This is a genomic window from Turicibacter sp. St.80E1 (assembly GCF_059728495.1).
The window spans coordinates 1160701-1176733 of record NZ_AP039386.1 but is presented as its reverse complement, the minus strand read 5'-3'; the positions used below and the strand labels follow the sequence as shown (position 1 = coordinate 1176733).

The 16033-nt window shown below is 39.5% G+C and carries 18 protein-coding genes; 1 reads left to right on the top strand and 17 read right to left on the bottom strand.

What is annotated here, in order from left to right; genetic code table 11:
* Positions 1-15: 15 nt before the first annotated feature.
* Positions 16-339, bottom strand: coding sequence for a TfoX/Sxy family protein (locus AC6I0I_RS05725; protein ID WP_161832035.1), 324 nt, complete (start codon positions 337-339; stop codon positions 16-18).
* A 183-nt stretch (positions 340-522) separates the two neighbouring features.
* Between AC6I0I_RS05725 and AC6I0I_RS05720 the strand changes: the two genes are divergently transcribed.
* Positions 523-969 carry a DUF2383 domain-containing protein gene (locus tag AC6I0I_RS05720; RefSeq protein WP_262950487.1) on the top strand — a complete coding sequence of 149 codons (447 nt, stop codon included), beginning with the start codon at positions 523-525 and terminating at the stop codon, positions 967-969.
* Positions 970-1023: 54 nt separating this feature from the next.
* On the opposite strand, the gene gshAB is transcribed toward AC6I0I_RS05720, so the two are convergent.
* The 16 genes from gshAB to AC6I0I_RS05640 form a co-directional block, all read right to left on the bottom strand.
* Positions 1024-2922: a bifunctional glutamate--cysteine ligase GshA/glutathione synthetase GshB gene (gshAB, locus tag AC6I0I_RS05715; RefSeq protein ID WP_161832033.1), complete on the bottom strand. Its 1899-nt coding sequence runs from the start codon at positions 2920-2922 to the stop codon at positions 1024-1026.
* Positions 2834-4234, bottom strand: a complete 1401-nt coding sequence (locus AC6I0I_RS05710) for an MATE family efflux transporter (protein WP_161832032.1) — start codon at positions 4232-4234, stop codon at positions 2834-2836. Before AC6I0I_RS05710 ends, gshAB begins: the two co-directional genes overlap by 89 nt.
* Before the next feature lies 1 nt (position 4235).
* Positions 4236-5906, bottom strand: a complete 1671-nt coding sequence (locus AC6I0I_RS05705; protein ID WP_262953412.1) for an FAD-dependent oxidoreductase — start codon at positions 5904-5906, stop codon at positions 4236-4238.
* 3 nt (positions 5907-5909) lie between these two features.
* A complete protein-coding gene (locus AC6I0I_RS05700; protein ID WP_262950485.1) occupies positions 5910-6203 on the bottom strand; it encodes an ArsR/SmtB family transcription factor in 294 nt (97 codons plus the stop codon).
* A gap of 186 nt (positions 6204-6389) precedes the next feature.
* Positions 6390-6587 carry a hypothetical protein gene (locus tag AC6I0I_RS05695; RefSeq protein WP_161832029.1) on the bottom strand — a complete coding sequence of 66 codons (198 nt, stop codon included), beginning with the start codon at positions 6585-6587 and terminating at the stop codon, positions 6390-6392.
* A gap of 435 nt (positions 6588-7022) precedes the next feature.
* Positions 7023-7640, bottom strand: coding sequence for a CPBP family intramembrane glutamic endopeptidase (locus AC6I0I_RS05690; RefSeq protein ID WP_262950483.1), 618 nt, complete (start codon positions 7638-7640; stop codon positions 7023-7025).
* A gap of 65 nt (positions 7641-7705) precedes the next feature.
* On the bottom strand, positions 7706-9238 hold the full coding sequence (locus tag AC6I0I_RS05685; protein ID WP_262950481.1) for a sodium-dependent transporter: 1533 nt from the start codon (positions 9236-9238) through the stop codon (positions 7706-7708).
* Positions 9239-9449: 211 nt separating this feature from the next.
* Entirely contained in the window at positions 9450-9947 is a 498-nt protein-coding gene (gene queF / locus AC6I0I_RS05680) for a preQ(1) synthase (protein ID WP_161832025.1), read from the bottom strand.
* A gap of 1 nt (position 9948) precedes the next feature.
* Positions 9949-10608, bottom strand: a complete 660-nt coding sequence (queC, locus tag AC6I0I_RS05675) for a 7-cyano-7-deazaguanine synthase QueC (protein WP_161832024.1) — start codon at positions 10606-10608, stop codon at positions 9949-9951.
* 12 nt (positions 10609-10620) lie between these two features.
* On the bottom strand, positions 10621-11214 hold the full coding sequence (gene folE / locus AC6I0I_RS05670) for a GTP cyclohydrolase I (protein WP_161832023.1): 594 nt from the start codon (positions 11212-11214) through the stop codon (positions 10621-10623).
* A gap of 1 nt (position 11215) precedes the next feature.
* The gene (gene queE / locus AC6I0I_RS05665) at positions 11216-11884 is read right to left on the bottom strand and encodes a putative 7-carboxy-7-deazaguanine synthase QueE (protein ID WP_161832022.1); all 669 of its coding nucleotides are present in this window, start codon (positions 11882-11884) and stop codon (positions 11216-11218) included.
* The gene (locus AC6I0I_RS05660; protein ID WP_161832021.1) at positions 11872-12315 is read right to left on the bottom strand and encodes a 6-pyruvoyl trahydropterin synthase family protein; all 444 of its coding nucleotides are present in this window, start codon (positions 12313-12315) and stop codon (positions 11872-11874) included. The genes queE and AC6I0I_RS05660 overlap by 13 nt, the downstream gene beginning before the upstream one ends.
* Before the next feature lie 306 nt (positions 12316-12621).
* A complete protein-coding gene (locus AC6I0I_RS05655; RefSeq protein WP_262950478.1) occupies positions 12622-13758 on the bottom strand; it encodes a serine hydrolase domain-containing protein in 1137 nt (378 codons plus the stop codon).
* Positions 13759-13778: 20 nt separating this feature from the next.
* Positions 13779-14285, bottom strand: a complete 507-nt coding sequence (locus tag AC6I0I_RS05650) for a hypothetical protein (RefSeq protein ID WP_161832019.1) — start codon at positions 14283-14285, stop codon at positions 13779-13781.
* A gap of 402 nt (positions 14286-14687) precedes the next feature.
* Positions 14688-14888, bottom strand: a complete 201-nt coding sequence (locus AC6I0I_RS05645; protein WP_411040329.1) for a BspA family leucine-rich repeat surface protein — start codon at positions 14886-14888, stop codon at positions 14688-14690.
* A 232-nt stretch (positions 14889-15120) separates the two neighbouring features.
* Complete coding sequence (locus AC6I0I_RS05640) at positions 15121-15975, bottom strand: coiled-coil domain-containing protein (protein ID WP_161832017.1); 855 nt, start codon at positions 15973-15975, stop codon at positions 15121-15123.
* Positions 15976-16033: the final 58 nt, after the last annotated feature.

The following is a 16033-nucleotide window of genomic DNA, read 5'->3' as shown; positions in this document are numbered from 1 at the left end:
TTATTTCGTTCCTTTCTACGTTTTTTTCTTTTTAGGTTTGGGCAGAGGAATATCCGGATACATCACCTCTAATAATCCCGCCACAAAGGATCGAGAATCAAGATGAGGAACGAGAAGCATCGGTTTTGCTCCAGCATAAGGAATCGTATATTCTGGTGTTTGAACATAATTAATGGCTGAGAGGATGGGTTTTACTAAAAATTGATTATTATAAATACCACCGACTAACTTTTGACGATAATAAATGAGATACTCTCCCATCATCGCTCGACAGCGAATGTCTTCTAACTCAGATAATTGTTCTAACACATACTGAACATAAGATGGACTTGATGACATAATTAAAGACCTCCCTACTCGATGGACTAAAGCAACGATTCATTCAAGATATAAAAATGAAAAGTTGACCTCTATTTAATATAGAAAAACTGTTTATTTTTATACAAACAGCGTCCATGCCGTATAGTTTTGTGCCCGCCGGTTATGCTAGTTAATGAAAATTAAGCAGGATAGGTGATAAAAATGGAAAATAACAAGGCAATTCTTAAAGAGTTAAATAAATTTTTAAAAGGAATTAAAATGGGGACCGAGACATTTAAAAAATATGAAGAAAAGGCTCAGGATGGAAAACTAAAACACCAGTTAAGTCATATCCTTTCGATTTTTCATTCACACGATCAAAAAATTTCTACCGCCGTTTTAGAATTGGGCGGAAAAGTCCACGACTCGTTAGGCATTGAAGGTGAAATGGCCCTGATGTTTGAAAAATTAAAAGAGGTCTTTGTAGATACTGATAAAGAAATCCTTGAACATGCCGTTAAAGCGATCGATATGGGAAGTAAAAATAGTGAGAAGTCATTAAAAGCGTTAAAAGAATTAACGCCTCCAACTCAGGTGACTGAAGGAATGACCGAAATTGTAAATGATTACAAAACAACACTAAAAACACTCGAACACTTTAAATTTTAACACCATGAAAAAAAGCAGAGGACATCACTCCCGCTGCTTTTTTCGTTTAATTCCTTACGACGTAAATTCTAATAGTTTCAAAATATGTTGGGCGATATTCCGCTCCACCCCAATCGAAGGATAGGAATGAATATGGATAGCCGGATTGAAGTTCAGTTCAATAATCGCATAAGGGGATTCCTCATCGCCCTCACGTTCAATCATCATATCGACCCCACAAATTTTCGCACCGACCACTTGGGCGGCCGCAACAGCAATTTCTTTAAATCGTTGAGGCATGACATCTGTAAAATCGATACTATCTCCACCCGTACTAATGTTAGAATTTTTCCGCAAATAAACAGTCTCACCTTCTGCCGGAATATCCTGAACCGTTCGATGACTTTGACTTAGGAAAAGCTCAACTTGTTCATCTAATTTAATTTTTTCAAGTGGCGTTTTATACCCTTGTCCGCGTAAAGGATTCTCATTCTTTTTCGCCACCAATTCAGCAATGGTATGAATTCCATCTCCGATAACATTGGCTGGGACACGGTGTAGGACACCTACCACTTGATCATCAATCACAAGAAAACGATATTCTTTACCAGGAATAAATTCTTCAACCAGAACCGTCTGATCATGAGAAAACGCTAACTGTAATGCCTTTTTAAGAGCTTCCTCTGTAGCCCCCGTTTGAAAAATGCTAATTCCAAGTCCGAAGTTCGTCGATTTCGGTTTAATCACAAGTGGATGCCCGCTAAACGTTCCAATCGATTGATAGGCATCTTGCAAGTGATGAAACTCACTTCCTTTGGGAACGCGAATCGCCCCTTGTTCCAAAATTTTTTTTGTGACTAATTTATTTTCCATCATTAAGACAGAGACATAATTATCCTTTGATGTCTTAGTCGCCTGTTTCACATATTCCATTCGCTCTCCCTGTCCAAGAGAAATAAAATTTTCAGAGGCATCTAAAACATCCACGCAAATTCCTTGCTTGATTGCTTCCTTCATTAAAATTTGTGTCGATAACTCAAGATCTTCATACCCTAACAATCGAAATCGGCCATCGTTCGCCTGTTGCTTATACTCCCGCGCTAACGAAAGTGGTGCTTCGACCCCGCCCATTTGTTGTTTGCGTTTACGCATGGAATAGGCCCACGTAAAGGGATAACTTAACGCGCGTTGTTTGATAAGTAAGAATTCGTTTTCCCCTTGGAGTGAGAGTTTTTTGTTTAACTGCTCCATTTCATTGAAGATGGCTAACGTCCACTCCCGTTGACTAATCGTATGCCCTTGGCGTTTTAATGGCGTATTGTAATCGAGTCGTTTAGACACCCGCTCTTGATTTTGTTCTCCTTCTTCCCCCCATGATTCATCGATTTCCTGAGTTAAAAGGTAAATCATAAATAGATGAAGGAAACGAAGATCCCCTTGTGAAATCCCACACGGATCAAAAGGATTTGCTTGTAACTGCTTAATCGTTAAAGATGGCCCTTCCCCTTGAGCGATTTCAATCGTTGAACGAAAGAGAGCCGTCAAAAACCAGCGATAATACCTGGCGCGCTGAGTCATCTGCTGATAAAAACCGTGTTCCTCTAATGACCCCTTCATCAAATGATGTAACGGTTTCGCATAAGAATAATGATACGAAAGTATGCCCTCTTCTCCTTGTTGCAACGTAAGTGGCTGCCAGAAGTATCTATGATGAGGTAACTCTAATAATAATAAATGATGCAAATTAAGTAAAAACGCGTAGCTTGCCTGTGTCCCTAAAAGGGCAGGTGTTTGGAGGATGATTCCCCCATCCTTTGGATCCATTTTAAAATAAGGATGCTTGGTGTGAAGAAATGAGCAGGTTGCCTCAACAGGTTCCCCGTTTTCATTCACAACATATCCCTTTCGCGTCAATTGAATGATCGGTGTCATGTCGATGGTCGGATTGATCATCTGAAGTCGTATCTTTTCCACTTAACAATCGCCTCCTTACGATTCGTCGGTATAAATAATAGGACATACATCCCTTTAATAGACTTGATATTGCAATTGATAACCAAATGCCAGTGACTCCAAAGGGTTTCATGAGTAACAGGGCAAGTGGAATTCGAAGACAGGTAAATATAATGCTGATCAGTGCAGGAATGTTCGGACGCTTAATTCCTGTAAAGAAACCGTTTAATACCATTTCAATGGCACTGAAAAGTTGTGAACAAGCAATGACTTGTAGATAGTGACACGTCATCCTAATGGGGTGTTCCTCTTGAATAAAAAGTAACGTCAAGGGGCGCGGAATCAGGATAAACAGTAGCGATGCCACAGCGGCATACCCTACGGCAAGCCCTAATGCATAGTTAACTCCAATTCGGATACGGTCGTTTTGTTTTGCCCCGTGATTTTGTCCAACAAAGCTTGCAATCGCACCATTAATACCTCCAATAACCATAAACACAATGGATTCTAGTTGGAGACCAATTTTTTGCGCAGCAATCGCCTCTTGTCCGAATATCGCGATGCATTTGGCAAGCACAATATTAACAAATGTAAATAATATGCGCTGTAATGCCATCGGAAACCCAAGTCTTACGATGTCCCATGCCGCTTTTCGCTCAAACCCAATCGAGGGTTGAAAGCGAAATAGCGGACGGAAACGGCTATAAAAAAGAAGCGTCATGACTCCATTAGCTATTAGCGAGGCCCACGCGGCACCGCTCACCCCTTGCCCACATCCGTAAATTAAAATCGGATCTAACGTGAGATTTAATAAGATTCCAATTAAGTTAATTTTCAAAACTTCTTGATTATTTCCATGAGCATTGAGTAGACGGGCGTATAATAAATTAAAGAAGTTAAAAAAGAGCATCGGGGCACTAATTAAGAGATAATGAGTCGCCCCTTGCGAAACGCCCGCATGGTTTAAATCTAAAAACCCAATCAGTCGCTTGGCACTGAGTGTAAGGAAAAGCGCATAAAGCGCCCCCACTATTAAGTTAATGAGCGTTCCAGCGTTTATATAACTTTTAATTTTTATTTTATTCTTTTCTCCGATAGCATGAGCCACGCTAATCCCCGTTCCAATCACGACAAAGGATTGAATCGCATAGCCAAGACCAATGAAAAAGGTTGATGATCCTACACTTGCAACGGCCTCACTTCCAAGGCGCCCCACCCATAGCATATCTACTAATTGATAGGTAAACTGTAGAAGTGAGCTCCCGATAATGGGAAGAGCTAGCGTCAATAGGAGGGTAGAAACCCTCCCTTGTGTCATGTCTATTTTTTTCATGCTACTCCTCCTTTTTTTGCTGACTAGCTCGGTGAGGAGCCTGCGTTTTTTGGTAACATTTTTGTCCCCCTGACAGGTTATAAACGCATTTGAATCCATGATTAATTAAAATATTTTGGGCGGCATTTCCAGTCACACCTTTATTACAATACGTCACGACAGGTTGTTGTGGATTCAGTGTCTTTAACTGATCACGAAGCTCACTTTGAGCGAGGTGGCGCGCCTGAGGAAGATGATTTTTTTCATATTGCGCTCGAACTCGCGTATCAATGACCTGAATTTCTTCCCCCTGTTGCAATCGTTGATGAAGTTCCGTCGGAGTCATCAGAGGACGACCGTGATTTAGAGCATTGTCTAGTGCCATTCCAACGTAATGGACAGGATCTTTTGTTGTTGCAACTTGCGGAGCATAAGCTAAATCCAGGTGGAAGAGTTCGTCGACTGTCGCTCCATAGGTGATCAATGTAGCAAAGACATCAATACGTTTATCCACCCCATCGTATCCAATCGCCTGAACACCGAGCAATTTTTGCGTTTTTTTATCGGCAATCGCTTTAATCATTAGCTCCTTTCCTTTAAAATAAAGAGCTTTATCCGGCTTAATGGTATGGCAGATTTCAAGGTCAAACCCGGCCTGTCTCGCCTCGTCTTCTGAAAGTCCCGTTCGTGCAACTGTTAAATCAAACACGCTCACAAGGCTCGTGCCAAGACTTCCCTGATAACTCAGCGTTCCCCCAGTCACAACATCTCCCGCGATTCTTCCCGTCTTGTTCGCTGTTGACCCGAGCGGATGGTACATCGGTTGTTGCGTTAATCGCGAAAACGTTTCAATGCAATCACCGCAGGCGTAAATAGCTTCCTGACTCGTTTTCATCGTTGAATCGACTTTAATGGCCCCAGTTGTTCCCAGTTCAATGCCTGCTTTTTTTGCTAAGGTCACATTCGGACGAACCCCCGTGGCCAAAAGAACAAGGTCGGCTGATAAAGAGGTACCATCTTGCAACACCACGTGATCTTGTAAAATTTCTTGAATCGTTGTTTGTTTTAAAAAATTCACGCCCTTTTCCAAAAGTAAATGTTCAAAATAATGCGCCATATCCGGATCAAGTCCGATCGACAACTGTTGATTTTTTTCAACCAATGTGACAGAGAGCCCCGCTGAAATAAGTCCTTCTAACATTTCTAACCCGATAAACCCACTCCCTACAATGACAGCCGTTTTAGGATGATAGGACATTAAGTGTTGTTTAATCGTTAAAGCATCCTGTGCGCTTTTTAACGCATAGACATGCGATTGCTCCATTCCTTTAATAAGTGGAAAAGACGGCGTCGCTCCTGTCGCTAAAATAAGTGCGTCATAACGATCCGTAAACTGACGATTTGTTTTTAAGTCTTTGACCTGAATTTCTTTTTTTTCAGGGTCAATTGCAAGAACTTCATGAGCTGTTTTAATTTCTACAGCATAGCGTTCCTTGAAAAAGGTGACATCCCGTGGTGTTAAGGTTTGAAAAGAATCAATATTTCCTCCTATATAATAAGGAAGACCACAACTCGAATAGGAGATAAGCTCTCCTTTTTCATAAACGCTAATCTCAGCCTGCTCGTTATTTCTTCTTGCTTTTGCTAACGCAGACGTTCCCGCTGCTACGGCCCCAATTACAATAATTTTCATTTGTTAACTTTCCTTTCCTTCTTCTGTTATTGAAAGCAGTTGACTTAATTGTCTTAAAAGTTCCTTTTTACCTGCCTCGTTCATTCGATAATAATTCCAAGTCCCCACTTTTCTTGATTGAACAAGACCACAACTAACCAGGATCTTCATGTGATGAGATAACGTCGGCTGTGAAATTTGAAAAAATTCTAATAACTCACACGCACACCGTTCCCGTTGTACTAATAGGCCTATAATCTTTAGCCGATTCGTATCCGATAATGCCTTAAAACACTGGGCTGCCTCTTCCTCCTTCACTCTATCCCTCCTTCTTGAATCCTTAACTCAAGAGCAAATGCTCATTGCTATTTTTATTCATTGATCAATCAACCATTTTTTAAAGCCTAAGCTAATCGATTAAATCCATATATATAGATAATTATCTATATATACACGTCAAAAAGCAACAAAAAAAGCAGATGATTTATCATCTGCCTCCTATTTTTATGATTCTAAAATCCTTAATGCAGTTTCAACGGATTCATAAACCCCTTTTAAACGATTCATCTCAAATAGCGCCCCCTCAATTTCACTCATACTTTTCCCTTCAGAACGTAATCGGTCAATGAGATCCTGCGGGGCCTCATAACGCGATTGTAAATCCCGTTGGGCTTGTAACAACTGTCTTCTTATCTCTCTCATAACAAACTCCCTTAATTATATTCTTCCCCATTTACTTAAAACCAAAGAAGTAAACGATATCATTGTAACATTTTTCACTTATTTTGTCAAATTTGATTTAAAAATAACCTAGTCGGACCCAGTTGACTCATTTCTAAAGAGAAAAAAAGGGAGAGGAGCCCGTTGTTTAAAAAACTTTACGTTTCTTCCCCCTTTCATTAACACGACTAGATGCCCAACGACGACGTTTTACATCACCACTTAAATATTTATCTCCCTCATCTTTGAAGCCTTGAGCCCACCGTACACGTATCCGGTACGGCTATTCATAGAACAAACACGCTTTATTAGATGTTTTAACTCTTCTTTTGACACTAAGAGGATACCTAATACAACAGTCTATCTCCTTACATCTCCTCAACTACTAAAGTTATTAGTCAGGCGAATGCTCAACTTTTACAGTAAGAAACAAAAGACAAGAACTGTTGAAAGGAGATTTGCGCCCGCGTGAATCAAAATACCCGCAAAAAGGCTCCCGTCTGACTTCGTTTTCTTTAACCAGCCAAGTGTCCACCCGATACCGGCCGTTAATCCCACAACTAAAAAAATAGGCCCAATGCTCTGATTTAAGACTGAAAAACAATGAATCAGTCCAAAAATCGTGGCCTGTAACAGATTTGCCCATCCCCAATTGATCCATTGTCCAAACAATTCTAACAAAAATCCCCGAAAGAAGATCTCTTCCGAGAGAGCTGTTTGTATACAAGCCCACAAAACAAGGATTAAAATGTTTTGAACGCTCCACCCACTTTCTAAAAAAGAATCCACAACAAATCCACTATAGGTTAAACATCCTGTCTGATAAAGCCAAAGATACGGAATAAAGACCCCAAGGCCGATAGCTGTAAACAAGATAAACATCCATTTGAGTGGCAATCCCTTACCTATTTTAAGTCCTATCCAAGAAAAGAAGCCGCTAAATGCTCGACGAGAGCACACGTAATAAAGAAATGGAATCGCCATTAGCAAACCGACTTGTAATAAAGCACTTATAAGCTGATTCATTAAAATCATCCTCTAACCCCCTGACAGAAAAATGATCCACTTGATGAAGTGGACCATTTTTTTCTATTCGTTTACTATTCACTTTCGACTAAATTTGATGCTTCATTGTGAACGTGTTGATTTGAATATGAATCTTCTTTACCCGGGATAAAACTCATTACTACCCCAACAACAATGGTTAAAACAACAACTCCCCATCCTCCGGCAACGAGGTGTGAAAGTGGATATCCCGAATAAGGCGTTTGAAGATTTGTGATTAAGTAAGTGATGCTAATAAATAAGAAAATGACAGGGCAAATATATTTAATGGCAATATCCCACCAAACGCCATATTTAAAATCTGTATTTTCATTTAAATACCCGCGTAATTTTTTAGCACCAAACATCCATCCCAAGGCGAGACATTCAACGAAGCCAATGGCGATTAAATTAAAATCATTGACGAAGTGATCGACAATATCTAACCAATAAAGTCCAGCACGTGTTGCAAAAATTAAGCTAGCTAAACATCCGATGACGCATAACCAAAGTGTTGTTTTCTCTTTGTTCCACCCAAATTTATCAACTACTGCTGTAATAATCGCCTCCATAATTGAGAAGGCTGAATCAATCGCAAGCGTGAATAACATAAGGAAAAAGACTAATGAGAATAAAATGACCCCAAGACTTCCTCCAGGCATTTGCCCAAGCGCTTCTGGATAGGTCACAAAGGCTAACATAATTCCCGTATGACTCATATCAGAAATTGCAACACCACTAATTTGTGCTAAATAACCTAAAGTCCCGAAAGCGGCAAATCCAGATAAAAAACTGATTGCGGCATCAGCAAACCCAATAATCATAGCATCTTTAGTTACTTCCGCATCCTTACTTAAGTAACTTCCGTAAGCGATCATGATTGAGAATAAGATACTTAAACTAAAAAATATTTGTCCATAAGCAGCCGCCCAAACATTAACATCGAGTAACTTAGACCAATCAGGTGTTAAGTAGTAACTTAATCCCTCCCAAGACCCTGGAAGCGTCACCGCACGAACAATTAAAATTCCTAATAAAATGACAGGTAAAATAACGGTATACTTCACAATCTTTCCGACTGATGTGACACCATGACGAATACAATACCACATACAAAACCATCCAATCACTAATGCAATAACAACAATTGGACTAAATCCACCTAAGTCAAACATACCACTTGAAACCTGTAAAACATCCCCCGTAAAAACATCAGCAGCTGCTTTTTCCATCCAAGGTGATCGGAAAGATAATCCAACATAATCAATCACCCAAGCCAAAACAACCGAATAGTAGGCACAAATACAGAAGGCAGTAACCACCCCCCACCAACCAATCCATTCAAACTTCTTGTTAAGTTTGGCTAGTGCACCCGGTGCACCAGACTGAAATCTTTTTCCAATTGATAACTCAAGTGCTAATAATGGAATACCTGCTGTTAGCAAGGCCACAAAATAAGGGATTAAGAATGCGCCTCCTCCATTTTGATAGGCAATTCCCGGAAAACGCCAGGCATTTCCGAGTCCGACAGCCGATCCGATTGCCGCCATAATAAAGGTTTGTCTCGAACTCCATTGTTGACGTGCCATACAAAATTCCCCCTTTTTCAATCATTTAGTCCCCTTTTTACAGTAATTCTCTCTTTTCTCAATAAAATTTACCGTTTTAAGGCAACTACGGGTATTGTAACATATCCCAACAAGTTCGCAAGACACAAAAAGGACATTTTTTTAGGTGAAAAGGGTTTTAGCTCGCAAAAAAAGATGTCTCCTTGATTGGAAGACATCTTTTTGCTTTTTTCTAGCGATTATCTACTTTTTCTGGATATAAATCGTGATTCATCAAGCGATAGTTAGCCATTTCTTCGTATTTTGTTCCTGGACGTCCATAGTTACAATAAGGGTCAATACTAATTCCACCACGAGGGGTAAATTTTCCCCAAACTTCAATATACTTTGGATCCATAAGACGAATTAAATCTTTCATAATGATGTTCATGCAATCTTCATGGAAATCTCCGTGGTTACGAAAACTAAATAAATAAAGTTTTAACGATTTGCTCTCTACCATTTTTTGCCCAGGAATATAGGAAATATAAATCGTCGCAAAATCAGGCTGCCCCGTAATCGGACAAAGACTCGTAAATTCAGGACAGTTAAATTTCACAAAATAATCGTTATTCGGATGTTTATTATCGAATACTTCTAAAATCGTTGGATCATATTGATAGACATAGGCTGTTCCTTGATTTCCTAGTAAGGTAATTTCTTTTAATTCTTCTTTTTGACGACCGCTCATCTTAGTTCCCCGCTTTCTTTTTCATTAAATAGTGGTCAAGCCCTCGTTGGCGTAATTGGCAAGCCGGGCATGTCCCACACCCACTTCCGATGATGCCTTCATAACATGTTAATGTTTTGGTCCGAATATAGTCAAATTGACCGAGTTGGTCGGCAAGCTCCCACGTTTCGGCTTTATTTAACCACATGAGGGGCGTGTGAATGACGAAATCCGTATCCATACTTAAATTGAGTGTGACATTTAACGATTTGATAAAGATATCTCGACAATCGGGATAGCCGGAAAAATCGGTTTCGCAGACCCCTGTAATGAGATGTTTAGCGCCTTTAACTTTAGCTAACACACCGGCAAAACTTAAAAATAATAGATTTCGCCCTTCGACAAACGTTGAAGGAAGTTCCCCTTCCGCCCCTGGTGTAATGTCAATCTCTGAACGTGTTAATGCATTTGGAGCTAACTGATTCAATAAAGACATATCAAGCACATGATGTTCAATTCCTAATTCGTGACAGATTTCTTTTGCACACTGTAATTCAGCGATATGACGTTGTTGGTAATCAAATGTAACCGCGATGACTTCATCAAACTGTTTTAACGCCCAAAATAAACAAGTGGTTGAATCTTGTCCCCCACTAAATACAACGACTGCTTTTTGTTTCATGATTCTCTCTCCTTAATTCAGTAGCATAAGCCACTCTTGTCTTAAACTTGCGTCTTGTTCGATTTTGTTCCCTCGATACGTGAGGGTGGTCGTCGAGGTTCCTGGTTTTTTTATTCCTCGGGCCGTCATACAACTATGCTCTCCCTCAATTTTAATCATAATCGCTTCGCTTCCCGTAATTTTTTCGATAATTTCAGCAATTTCTTCCCCGATGCGTTCTTGAAGTTGTAATCGTCGCCCAACCATATCCGCAATACGCGCTATCTTACTTAACCCGATGACCTTGTCTTTTGGCAAATAAGCAACGCTCACCGTCAGGTTATACATCAAGGCTAAATGATGCTCACAATAACTAAAAATCGGAATATCTCGCACGATGATGACTTGATGGGGGGAGTTAGCGACCTCTTCCTCTTCAAAAGTGGTCCCAAATAAGTGAACCATCTCCTCATTACTCACCGTCATCCCGGCAAAAACCTCTTCATACATTTTGGCCACCCGTTTCGGTGTCTCTCTTAGTCCTTCACGCGTCGGATCATCCCCGAGTGCAACTAAAATCTCTCGAATACATGCTTCAATTTTTTCAGTATCAATCTGACGTTTCATGTTAAACTCCCCTCATCTCTTTTGGCCAAATATATTTGTGTAATTGGAGTTGCAAGCGAACATCATTTAACTGCTTCTCTTTCATAAACGCCACCACTTCTGCCGGGGAAATCAAATCCGTGACTGGGCTAAAATAGACCGGGCAACGTGTCGATAACTGCGACTGTTTTATTACCGAAAGCGCGTCCTGTAAGTCCGTCTCACTCGCAATAACAAATTTATAAACATCTTTTTGATCGACAACATTTAGATTATTTAGGCACATGTGACGATTCATTCGGCTCTCCCAACCTTTATAGTCGATAATAAAATGGACGTTTTGTTCCTTATATCGATGTTTTAATGGGGTGATATCGATGGATCCATTCGTTTCAATATGAATCACTAAACGATTATCTTGGACTAATCGATCCAACAAGTGCTCAATGCCGGGTTGAATTAATGGTTCCCCACCGGTTAAGGTCACGTTTTTAACATTCGCCTCTTGAATCCACTGGTAAATGTCTTCTACTCCCATTTTTGTAACACAACTCGTTCCATCCCATGAGTAGGTAGTATCGCACCAAGCACATCTTAAATTACAATCAGAAAAGCGGACGAAGGCGGCTAACTCGCCTGATGTCGGCCCTTCTCCATCAATCGAGACGAACGTTTCAATTACTTTGAACATGAATATTCCTCCGTGTAAATACAACTATTCGTTGGGGTTTCAAATAACTCTACCTCAGTGACAGCCACCCCGTCTGCTTTTAATTTTCGATAAATGTCGCGTGACATTTCCTCAGCTGTTGGTCGATAGGGAACAAAGACGATTTCAAACGCAAGTCCTGATTCTTCTAATTTTTTGGCGACTTCTTTCCCCTCTTCGCTCGCCTCAACGACTAACTTGTGATCAAAGCGATCATGAATCTTTTTAAGGGCTTCTTTGACCGATGAAAAATCATCGACCATTCCTCGTAAGTGACCCGTTTCATGCAAATCTTGACTTGAAACTTTAACGACTAATCGATAACGATGCCCATGAATATTTTTACACTTTCCTTGATATCCGCTTAAATAATGCGCAGTATCAAATTGAATTTCACTTTTTAATGTAAACATCTGTCTCTCTCCTACCTAAAAAAAGTTCCCGTTTATCCTGAACTAGACAGATAAAAGGGAACTTTTTTATTCTAAAGACGCTCAGTGAACGTCATCATTATAAAAAAGGGCGCCTATAGGCACCCGTTGTTTTTATCGATATGAGCCTAGTTTTGTTTTAAGACAGGATGGTCTGAATGAACTGTCTATTAAAATGAACCTCCTATTTATACCATAGTTAGCGAATGATGACAAGTCATTGTGTTTATTTTTTGACAGAAAAAGCCGGTTGATTAACATTCTTCCATCAACCGGCGCTCTTTTATTTTAAGAAGTTTCTTTCTCTGCTAAAACTAAACGTGCAAAGTTATACGCCATATACATATCACTCTCATCATGATTCGTTAAGAGAATAACGGTCACTTTATCTTCTTGATGGCGCAAAAACATTGAATGCCAACCGATAAGATTTCCGGTGTGTGACACGGTATTTTCAACCCCTGCATTGACAAACCATCCATAACCATAAGCCGAGGTTCCGATGGTTGAATACGCCTGGGTCATGAGACGATAACTTTCGCCTGAAATGAGGGTATTTTCCCGTAAGGCACGATCATACTTGTATAAGTCCATCGCAGTTGAATGGAGACCTCCTGATGAATAACCGAACGAGGGGTGTAAGACTTTAGCCTCGTCCCCATTGGCAATATTTCCATTATACGCGGTGGCGAGATGCTCAATTTTTTCACCTGAAACATTCAGTCCAGAATCCGTCATCCCTGCCGGTTGAAAGATGTGTTCTTCTAAATAATCTGAATACGTCTGTCCACTCACTTGTTCAACAATCGCCCCTAACACGTCGTACCCTAAATTCGAATAAATAGACTGGGTTCCGGGTTCTTCGTAATAAAGGTTTGATGCCTTAAATGCCGGTGCAATGACGTCCATCACCGAGACTTCTCGTGAGTAATCGGTTAAATCATCGCCAGAATAAAGTCCCGAGGTATGTGTGAGTAATTGATGAATCGTAATTTGATCGGCGTGAGGCATATCCGGAAAGTACGACTCAATCGTTTGATCGAGGGAGAGTTTCCCCTCTTCGACTAATTGTAAAATACTCACAGCGACAAATGATTTAGAAACCGAGGCAATGTGGAATTGATGATCGACACTCATCGCTTCTTGATTCTTGACATTTGCCATTCCGTAAGGTTGTAATAAAACCATTTCACCTTCGCTTGCCACTAAGGCGACACCATTGAAAGCGCGTTCCTTTAAATAAGCATCCAAGGACTGAGCCAGTGTCTGATAATGACCAGACATTACCGTTGTGGTGTTTTCTTGTTCTTCTACTTGTTTGGACGATTTCTCCCGTGCTTCTTCGTTTAAATGAGTGGTCGTCGCGCATCCTCCAAAGAGGGTCAGGACTGCCACTAAACAAATACACCCGACTCTTTTTTTCATAATTCCTCCCACGGTTGCCTTTATTGGGCCACTCCAGTCATGAGCAATTGGTTAAAGCGTGAAATAATCTCTTGATTAGGGTGAACCGATAAATATTTTTCAAAAACTAATCGTGCGCTTGTGTGATTCATCTCATGTAGCGGGATATCCACCGAAATCTCACGGGCATTCACCCAAAAGGATGCTTGATTTGATTCGCTAGTTTCCATCCCCAACGCGTAAATTCCTAAATCAGAACAAATATAACAAGGACTGTTTTTTGCTTCTTCGCAAAATGGATGAATGTCCCCGTTCAAATCTAATTGTGCTTTGATATTTTCCATCGGATTTAAAAATTCTAAATGGATGTGATGGATTGGAAACATACATCGTTTCACTTGGACTGAGATTTCATTATGAGCGACTTCTTTAATTTCTAAACACACATGATCGTTTTCATAATAAGGCGGATTGTGTCGTAAATGTTCCACCCCGTACTCTCCTTCAACTGATACTGATTTCAAATAATTAATAAACTTATAAATCATTTTCATCACCTCAGATTAAATCCGTCTAAATAAAGAGACATTATCTAGACGCTTGTTGAACTTAAACCCTGTTCCCTTAATTAATCTATGCCAACTTATCACAAACTATGATACTTGAGGGATGAATCTCAATCTTTTTCTTAAGAAAGGAATATAGAAAAGGTGAGTCGCCTTTAACGCCTCACCCTCATCATACACATAATTCGAATCTGCTGTTCTTATCGTGATTCCATCTTCCAAAAAACACTGTTTGCACTAAACGTGACACTTAACATGGACGAACCCATGAAAATTTATAGACTTTTATTCCAGTCGAAGGGGGTAAGACTAGAAGTTTCGTATTATATTTCAAGCCAAATGTATAGGTGAACCATTCGAAACATTAAATCAATGTTTTTAAGGTTACTCCCCCGTAAACATATCATCCATTTTGCTCATCCTTGTCGTATTAAATGATGCAAGATTGAACTCCTGCAATTCACTACAACCATTAAACATATAACTCCTATCTTGTACAGTACTTGTATCTAGACCACTTAAATCAATGATGTTTAATGGTGTTCTGCTAATAAGAGAGCTCCTTAAATCCGTTGTTTCTAACATTACTTTTTAGTAATTAACCGTTTCAAATTTAAGAGCCATCGGTGAGCTAGGAAACTTGTCTTCAAGATATTTTTAAATTATTTTATTTTCTCTCAGACTTCCCTACAATATAAATCTTCGTATCAGCACTGTCTCCCTTCTAGCTATTTAATCCAGCACTATCATCCGAATACTTCCAATCGTGAGATGAAAAAAGGTGATTCTCTCAAGGACGGAATCACCTTTTTTCATCTCACGATTCTTCTTCAGTTAGATTTCTCATTTTTTCAAGTTTTTTTTGATACTCCGCTTGTAACAATGCTCTTTTGGCCTCTTCTTCTTTTTTTAGTTGTTCTATTTCTTTTAAATAGTCTGCTTTTAATTGGAGATTTAGTTCTTGATAGTTTAATGCTTGCTCTTTTTTTACAATTTCGAGGTGTTGATTTAATGCCTCTCGTTCTTTTACGAGTAAGGCTTGTTGTCTTTCTTCTTGCGCTTTGATTTCGTTTCTTTTTAACTCTAATTGAGTCGTTAACCGCTTAATCTCCTCCATTTGATCTGCTACTTCTGCCTTTAGTTTAGCAACTTCTTCTCGTGTGGCCTTTGCTGAGTCAAGAATCACTTTGGTTTGCGCCGCTTCTCGCTCTAATTCTGTATTTTTTTGACGCAACAAATCGTTTAAATCCTTGAAGTTCCTTTCTTCTTCTTTATACGTCGTCACGGTCTGCTTTAACCCTTTTACCTCGTCTTTTAATTGTTGAATAACCTTTTCTTTTTCGCTTAATTGTTCGAGACTTTCTTTTAGCTTTTCAATTTCTTCTTCTTGTTTAATTAATTGTTGATTCTCCTTATTTTTAAGAGCTAACTCCCGAATCTTTTGGCGCTCCATCAGATGAATATAAATATCCGTCATGCGTTTTGTAATTTGTTGTAATTCTTCAACTTCTTGTTGAAATTGTTGGGATTCTCCTCCCATTTGATTCAATTCAAATTGCGCCACTAATAATTGCATTAAATCTTTATTATTAACTCCCGTTTCCTGTGCTAATTCAATAAATCGCTGTTTTAATTCCTCATCAATTCGTACACTTAATACTGTATCCGCCATTTTCTCACCTTTTTTTATTTCTTTTTTCTCTATTATACCTCATTCTTATTCTTTTTTC